This is a genomic window from Nocardia sp. NPDC004582, assembly GCF_053602115.1.
The window spans coordinates 1-7,448 of record NZ_JBSGCY010000217.1 but is presented as its reverse complement, the minus strand read 5'-3'; the positions used below and the strand labels follow the sequence as shown (position 1 = coordinate 7,448).

6 protein-coding genes, 1 tRNA gene and 2 pseudogenes are annotated in these 7,448 nt (G+C 69.3%); 7 read left to right on the top strand and 2 right to left on the bottom strand.

All coding sequences use genetic code 11. The features are described 5' to 3' along the window. From ACWELJ_RS32470 to ACWELJ_RS32460, 3 genes and pseudogenes are all read left to right on the top strand, one after another. Window positions 1-115: pseudogene (locus ACWELJ_RS32470) on the top strand (hypothetical protein); the annotation flags it as partial. Continuing rightward, window positions 72-272, top strand: a pseudogene (locus ACWELJ_RS32465) (AAA family ATPase); the annotation flags it as partial. The pseudogenes ACWELJ_RS32470 and ACWELJ_RS32465, both read left to right, overlap by 44 nt. Before the next feature lie 3 nt (window positions 273-275). After that, entirely contained in the window at window positions 276-1,592 is a 1,317-nt protein-coding gene (locus tag ACWELJ_RS32460; protein ID WP_452369897.1) for a DUF58 domain-containing protein, read from the top strand. Here ACWELJ_RS32460 and ACWELJ_RS32455 read toward each other — a convergent pair. Further along, the gene (locus ACWELJ_RS32455) at window positions 1,570-2,364 is read right to left on the bottom strand and encodes an RDD family protein (RefSeq protein ID WP_452369896.1); all 795 of its coding nucleotides are present in this window, start codon (window positions 2,362-2,364) and stop codon (window positions 1,570-1,572) included. The genes ACWELJ_RS32460 and ACWELJ_RS32455 overlap by 23 nt on opposite strands. Window positions 2,365-2,406: 42 nt before the next feature. Between ACWELJ_RS32455 and ACWELJ_RS32450 the strand changes: the two genes are divergently transcribed. Further along, window positions 2,407-3,468 carry a stage II sporulation protein M gene (locus ACWELJ_RS32450; RefSeq protein WP_452369895.1) on the top strand — a complete coding sequence of 354 codons (1,062 nt, stop codon included), beginning with the start codon at window positions 2,407-2,409 and terminating at the stop codon, window positions 3,466-3,468. 720 nt (window positions 3,469-4,188) lie between these two features. Here ACWELJ_RS32450 and ACWELJ_RS32445 read toward each other — a convergent pair. Next, window positions 4,189-4,274 (bottom strand) — tRNA-Leu (locus ACWELJ_RS32445). A gap of 260 nt (window positions 4,275-4,534) precedes the next feature. On the opposite strand from ACWELJ_RS32445, the gene ACWELJ_RS32440 reads away from it, so the two are divergent. The 3 genes from ACWELJ_RS32440 to ACWELJ_RS32430 all read left to right on the top strand — a co-directional run. Continuing rightward, a complete protein-coding gene (locus tag ACWELJ_RS32440; protein WP_452369894.1) occupies window positions 4,535-5,953 on the top strand; it encodes an FhaA domain-containing protein in 1,419 nt (472 codons plus the stop codon). Window positions 5,954-6,161: 208 nt separating this feature from the next. After that, complete coding sequence (locus tag ACWELJ_RS32435) at window positions 6,162-6,629, top strand: FHA domain-containing protein FhaB/FipA (protein ID WP_213558686.1); 468 nt, start codon at window positions 6,162-6,164, stop codon at window positions 6,627-6,629. Next, window positions 6,626-7,448 (top strand): PP2C family protein-serine/threonine phosphatase (locus tag ACWELJ_RS32430; RefSeq protein WP_452369893.1); only part of this gene is annotated, 823 nt, incomplete at its 3' end. The genes ACWELJ_RS32435 and ACWELJ_RS32430, both read left to right, overlap by 4 nt.

Here is a 7,448-nt window from a genome sequence, read left to right as displayed (position 1 = left end):
GGTCGAGGAGATCAAGGGCGCCATCCGCAAGATGACCGTCAACTCCGAGCTCTACCCGGTGCTGTGCGGTTCCGCGTTCAAGAACAAGGGCGTGCGCGCGGGCCTTCGCCTGGTTGCACGGCCGCGGCTATGTCACCCCCGACGACGTGAAAGCCGTTGCGACGCCGGTGCTGCGGCATCGGCTGCACCTGCGGCCCGAGCACGAGGTGGAGGGCGTCACGGCCGAGGGCGTGCTGGCCTCGCTGCTGATGTCCGTCCCGGTTCCGGTGTAGGCGGTGATCGTCACCGGCCGGCTGGCCGCCGCCGCGGTGCTCGCGGCCCTGTACGTCACGCTGGCGCAGCCGTCCTGGCTCGGCGTCCTCAACGCCACCCTGGCGCTGGCCGCGCTCATCGGTACCGATCTGATCGCCATGGGATCGCCCGGCGCGCTGGAGTTTTCCCGGGAACCGCTCACCACCGTGCGCACCGGCCGCAGCATCGACGTGGAACTGGCGGTGCTGAACTCCGGGACCCGCCCGGTACGCGGCACGCTGTGGGACGACTGGCCGCCGAGCGCGCACGCCCGGCATCGCACGCACGCACTGAACCTGCCGCCCAACACCAGGATTCGGCTGCGCACCGAGCTGACCCCGGAATATCACGGCGACCGGGTGGCCGGTCCGGTGACCGTGCGCCTGCTGGGCCCGCTCGGGGTGGCCGGACGCCAGGTCCGCCGCCAGGTTCCGGCCCGTTTGCGCGCGCTGCCGCCGTTCCGCAGCGAGCGGCTGCTGGCCTCCAAGGTCGAGCGGTTGCAGCAGCTGGAAGGCCGCAACACCACCACGATTCGCGGCCAGGGCACCGAATTCGATTCGTTCCGTGAATATGTCGCGGGCGACGACGTCCGCACCATCGACTGGCGAGCCACCGCCCGCGCCAACGACGTGCTGGTCCGCACCTGGCGGCCGGAACGCAACCGGCACGTGGTGATGCTGCTCGACACCGGACGGGTGAGCGCGGGTCGCATCGGTGGAGCCGGTAGTGCACACGGTGGCGGTACCCGCCTCGACGCCGCCATCGAGGCCGCCCTGCTGCTGGGCGGGCTGGCCGCCGCCGGCGGCGACTCGGTGGACCTGCTGGCCTACGACCGGCGGCTGCGCACCGAGGTGCGCGGTGTCGGCGGAAAACGCCTGCAGCTCAAGTTGATGCACGCGCTCGCCGGACTCACCCCGGAACTGGCCGACACCGACTACCGCGGTATGTTGCGCGCGACCCTGCGACGGGCCCGCCGCCGCAGTCTGGTGGTCTGGTTCACCCACCTCGACGCCGCCACCGTGCAGGAGGGCCTGCGGCCGGTGCTGCCGGTGCTGGCCGAACGGCACCGGGTGCTGGTGGTGTCGGTGACCGACCCGGAGGTGGCGGCCGCCGCCGCGCACCGGACCGGGCTGACCGACCTCTACACCGCCGCGGCCGCCGAGAACGTGATCGCGGAAGAGGCCGTGGCCCGGGAGACCTTGCGGCGCGCGGGCGTCCGCGTCATCACCGCGCCCCCGGACCTGCTGCCCGGCGCGCTGGCCGACGAGTACCTCGAACTCAAGCGGACCGGAGCGCTGTGACCGGAACCGGCTGCCGCGGCGCGAAACTCGGCGGCGGCAGCTGGCGACGCTGGCGTTCGGCCAGCACCGCGCCCAGAATCTGCAGCGGCGGATAACCGTTCAAGGGCGCGGTGCGCAGGCTCGCGCACACCGAGACCACCAGCGCCCGGCCCAGCCGGTCCTGCACCTCGGGGGTCAGGGTGCGGAACCGGAGCAGGTACTGCCGCACCGCGAACGCCTGCTCATCGGAGAGCCCGGACAGGTCCAGCGGCCGGGCCCAGCCCGCCAGCCACGGCGGCGGCGCGGCCAGCGCCGCGAACGGCAGCCGGCTGCGGTCGTGCACCACCACCGTCCCCGCGAGCGCGTCCCCGACCCGGCGGCCCTGCGGCGAGCACAGCGACACCACGACCGCGATCAGACCGGTGCCCAGCACCCAGAAGTCGACGATCCCGGCCAGGCCGCGGGTCACCGCGTGCTTGAAATCGATGGGCCCGCCGTCGGCGCGCACCACCCGCAGCCCGACCGCCATCTTCCCGAGCGAACGCCCGCGGGTGAGGGTCTCGAACACCACCGGATACCCGATGGCCGCGCTCACCAGGGCCACCAGCATGGCCGCGTCCCGCCAGGCGGCGTCCGCCCCGATCCGCACCAGCAGCGCCCGGAACAGCAGGAGCAGCATCACACCCAGGATGAACTGCACGATCAGGTCGAGCAGGAACGCCGCGGCCCGGGTCGGGATCCGCGCGATCGGCAGTTCGACGGCGACCGCCTCGCCGGTGGTGAAAAGTGCCATGGTGGTTAGCATTTTGTCAGCCGTAGCGCAGGAGGGGAACCGATGGATCTGGACGCTTACACCTTTGTGCACCGGCCTTGCTGGGACCGGCTGGATCGGCTGGCGTCCGGCGGCAAACGGCTCAGCGGCGCCGAGGCCGACGAACTGGTGCGGCTGTACCGGGTGGCCTCACAGCAGCTGGCCCGGTTGCAGACCCGGGACGCCGACCCGGAGCTGATCACCGGATTGTCCGCGGTGCTCACCCGCGCGCGGGGGCGGATCCTGAGCGCGCGCATCGATACTCCGCACGAGATCGGGTACTTCTTCACACACCGCTTCCCGGCCGCCGTGTACCGGGCCTGGCCGTGGTGGCTGTCGGTGGCGGCGGTGTTCCTGCTCGGCGCGGCGGCGCTCGGCGCGGCGGTGGCCAATTCCGAGACCACGCGCCGGCGCCTCGGGCTGGACATGAATACAGACGCCTTGACGAAGCCGGGCGGCGAATTCGAGACCTACTACTACGAGCACTCGCACGACGCGTTCGCGGCGAAGGTGTGGACCAACAACGCGTGGGTGTCGGCCATGGCGCTGTTCATGGGGGTGCTGGTGCTGCCCGCCGTCTACCTGTTGTTCATGAACGCGCTGAACCTGGGCGTCAGTGCCGGGCTGATGGCCGAGGCGGGACGGCTGGGACCGTTCTTCGGGTGGATCCTGCCGCACGGAATGCTCGAGCTCACAGCCATTTTCGTGGCGGGCGGCGCGGGCCTGAAGCTGGGCTGGACGCTGATCGACCCGGGCCGGGAGAGCCGCCCGCGGGCGCTGGCCCGGCAGGGACGGGCGACGGCGGTGATCGCGCTGGGCCTGGCGGGGGTGCTGCTGGTGTCGGGATTCCTGGAGGGCTTCGTGACGCCCAGCGGATTCCCCACCGCGGTGCGGATCGGGATCGGCGCGGTGGCCGAACTCGGTTTCCTGGCCTATGTATTCGGGCGCGGTCGCCGGGCGGCCGGAGAGATGGACGACACAGCGCGAGCGATGGATGACACAGCGCGGGAGATGGGCCCGGAGCACATCACGGGCAATTCGATCGGGAACCATCCGGAACCGGTTGCGAGAGTGGCGACTTCGTAGTCGCGAGCAGGGTTCGGATTGATTTCCACTGGCCGCAGCGAGTCCGGCTCAGCTGCGGCCAGCGTTGCCGTTGACTCTACACAATCGTTATGGCTACGCAACCTCCGACTTGCCCACCGGGCGCATAACGCGACCAGGCGAAATGCGCCTTCTCCGTAGGGAACACGGCACCGTCGCTAATTCTCCGCATACCCTTTGCGGGCGGTCTGCGGAGGGACCCGAAACTATCCCCGCGGTCGTGTTTCAGGACCCGTTTCAGCCCATTGCGCGCGATGTGTTTCGAACGCCGTCATACGGTTTGCGGAAAACTCGTGAATTCTCCGCTCACCCTCGGTTCAACCCCCGTTAAGCTGGTGTTTCGTCGCAGCTCAGCCTGATTGCCAAGCAGTCGCTTGGGGTCAAACAAACCTCAAGTTTGTTTCGAATGGTTTTAGCTAAATGATCATCAGGCAACGCTGGACAGTAATCGGGCGCATACCCGAGGCGGCATCCTCCGGCAAACGATTTTCACCCCTCGCGCGGCCCAGAAACGGCCCCTGGCAACGCCTCTCGAAACCAGCCCCGAACAGGGTGTGCGACCTTCATCACATCCGCGGTTTCCCGGACCACCCGGACCGGGCGGAGCGAGCGGGCCCCGACAGCGATCCGACCCGGGCAGCGGCGACCGGACCCGGACATAGAAGAAGGCCCCCGATCCGATTGGATCGAGGGCCTTCCTCGTGGTGGGCGAGGGGGGACTTGAACCCCCACGTCCTTACGGACACTGGCACCTGAAGCCAGCGCGTCTGCCATTCCGCCACTCGCCCGAGCGACGAGAAGAACGTATCACGGGGTTTGCGTCAAAAAGAAATCGCCTGGTTATCGGGGGTGCGCATGCTTCGTAGCGCAGCGGGTACGACCCGGGAACCTGGGCTCGCCGCCAAGAGTTACAGGTGTGGACGATCGTGGATATCATGCAAAGACCGTGTCCCTCCGGCGACACGCCATGCCTGCGTGTTGCGATCCGGGACGCTCCACGCACGACTATTGGCAGGTCAGAAACGACACGACCCGGGAAGGAGGGGCGATGGGGTTCGTTTCCCGCTTCGAGCGCCGCCTCCAGGGGGCTGTCGGTGATGTCTTCGCCCGTGCGTTCGGCGGCAGTGTCGTCCCCCAGGAGGTCGAGGCCGCACTGCAGCGTGAGGCCGGCGACCACGTCCAGGATCTGGGCGGGGGGCATCTGCTGGCTCCCAACAGCTACGTCATCACCGTCAACGAATCCGATCTCCGGCAACTCGTACACGGTGAAGGCCAGCCGGACCAGCAGGTCGCCACGGAGGATTACCAGCTCACGGTGCGTGCGTTCGCCAAACACCTGCAGGACCACATCCGTGAGCAAGGGTGGCAGACCTACGGTGAAGTGCACGTGGAGTTCGAGGCATCCCCTACGCTGCACACCGGACAGTTCAGGACGCGCGGCCGGGTGGATCCGGACGCGGGCAGGCGGGCCAGCCCGTCACCGGGACCTGAACGCCCACAACGACCCAACCCGCAACCAGGAGCTGGCCCCATGACGCAGAACTCAGGCTACGACCCAAGCCGTGAGCCCGCGGAGTCCGATCCGCGGAACCGCGGGTACGCGCCCCCGCCTGCGGGCCGCCCCGGTCAGCAGGGGTACGGCGACTACGGCCACGGCCAGCAGCAGGGCTACGAGCAGGGCGGCTACGGCCAGTCCGAGCAGGCCTACGGCGAGTACCAGAACGGCTACGACTACCAGCAGCAGGGCGGCGGCTACGGCGCCCAGCAGCAGGGCGGCTACGCCGAGCAGGGCTACGGCCAGCAGGGCGGGTACGCCGCGCCCGATCAGGCCTACGGGCAGCAGCAGGGTTACGCCGACCCGGGCTACGGCCAGCAGCAGGGCTACGAGCAGGGCTACGGCGACCAGGCCGGCTACGGCCAGCAGCAGGGTTACGCCGACCCGGGCTACGGCCAGCAGCCGGGCTACGGCCAGCAGGGCTACGAGCAGGGCGGCGGCTACGGCGGTCAGCAGCAGGGCGGCTACGGCGAGCAGGGCTACGGCGGTCAGCAGCAGGGCGGGTACGGCCAGCAGGGCTACGACCAGTACCCGGACCAGGCCGGCTACGGCGACCAGCAGGGCTACGGTCAGCAGGGTTACGACCAGGGCGGCTACGGCGCGGCCCCGGCGCGCGGCGGCTCGGGCTACTCGGCGACGCTGCAGCTGGACGACGGCTCCGGCCGCACCTATCAGCTGCGCGAGGGCAGCAACATCATCGGCCGCGGGCAGGACGCGCACTTCCGGCTGCCGGACACCGGGGTGTCCCGGCGGCACATCGAGGTTCGCTGGGACGGCCAGACCGCGATGCTCTCGGACCTCGGTTCGACCAATGGCACGCTGGTCAACGGGTCGCCCGTCCAGGATTGGCAGCTGGCCGACGGGGATGTCATCCGCGCCGGACATTCCGAGATCCTGATCCGGATCGTCTGATCCCGTAAGCTCGCGGTGCAGGTCACGATATGACTAGGAATTCCTCGGTCGTATCGTGATCGCAACCGGTCGACGGCCCTATGATGCTGCCATTACTCGCGGCGGACTCTGGCCGCGCTGACACGCAACACACCGGTTGGGGGTCACGGAGCCATACCTCCGTAACTGCCCCGTACCTACGACACGGTCGAACAGGAGGTGGAGCACCGTGCAGGGATTGATCCTGCAATTGACCCGTGCGGGGTTCCTGCTGCTGTTGTGGCTGTTCGTGTGGGCGGTGCTCCGGACCCTGCGCAGCGATATCTACGCGGCTTCCGGCCTTCGGGTCGCGCCTCGGGCCGCAGGCGGTTCCGCGGTGCTCCCATCTTTTCGCCGGGGCCAGAAGGGCGCCAAATATCTCGTGGTGACTCAGGGTTCACTCGCCGGCACTCGCATCTCACTCGGCCAGCAGCCGGTGCTGATCGGGCGCGCGGACGACTCCACACTGGTCCTCACCGACGACTACGCCTCCACCCGCCACGCGCGACTGTCGCCGCGCGGTGAGGATTGGTACGTCGAGGACCTCGGTTCCACCAATGGGACCTACCTCGACCGGTCGAAGGTCACCACTCCGGTCCGAGTCCCACTCGGTACCCCTGTCCGGGTCGGCAAGACAGTGATCGAGCTGCGATCGTGACACTTGTTCTCCGCTACGCAGCGCGCAGCGACCGTGGTCTCGTCCGAGCCAATAACGAGGACTCCGTCTACGCAGGCGCGCGACTGCTCGCGCTCGCGGACGGCATGGGCGGCCACGCCGCCGGTGAGGTCGCCTCGCAACTGATGATCGCCGCGCTGGCGCATCTGGACGACGACGAGCCGGGCGACGATCTGCTCGGCAAGCTGAATCGTGCGGTGCACGAAGGCAACGCGTCCATCGCCGATCAGGTCGAGGAGGAGCCCGAACTCGACGGCATGGGCACGACGCTCACCGCCATCCTGTTCGCCGGCCGCAAACTCGGCCTCGCCCACATCGGCGACTCCCGCGCCTATCTGCTCCGGGGCGGTGAGCTGGCCCAGATCACCCGTGACGACACCTTCGTGCAGTCACTGGTGGACGAGGGACGAATCACCCCGGAACAGGCCCACACCCATCCCCAGCGCTCGCTGATCATGCGGGCGCTCACCGGCAACGAGATCGACCCCACCCTGGTGGTGCGCGAGGCTCGGGCCGGGGACCGCTACCTGCTGTGCTCCGACGGCCTGTCCGACGTGGTCAGCGACGAGACCATCGCCAACACCCTGCGCGAGGGCACCACCGACGAGGCGGCGGACCGGCTCATCGAATTGGCCTTGCGCAGTGGCGGTCCCGACAACGTGACCGTGGTCGTCGCCGACGTCATCGACCTGGACTACGGCCAGAGCCACCCGATCGTGGCGGGCGCGGCCTCCGGCGAGGACGAGGACACTCCCCCGCCGAACACCGCCGCCGGCCGGGCCGCCGCCATGCGCCCGCCGC

Excerpts from the sequence above, each read along its gene's own strand:
- ACWELJ_RS32455 (WP_452369896.1), bottom strand. The coding sequence starts at position 2,364 with ATGGCACTTTTCACCACCGGCGAGGCGGTCGCCGTCGAACTGCCGATC.
- ACWELJ_RS32450 (WP_452369895.1), top strand. The coding sequence starts at position 2,407 with ATGGATCTGGACGCTTACACCTTTGTGCACCGGCCTTGCTGGGACCGG.
- ACWELJ_RS32440 (WP_452369894.1), top strand. The coding sequence starts at position 4,535 with ATGGGGTTCGTTTCCCGCTTCGAGCGCCGCCTCCAGGGGGCTGTCGGT.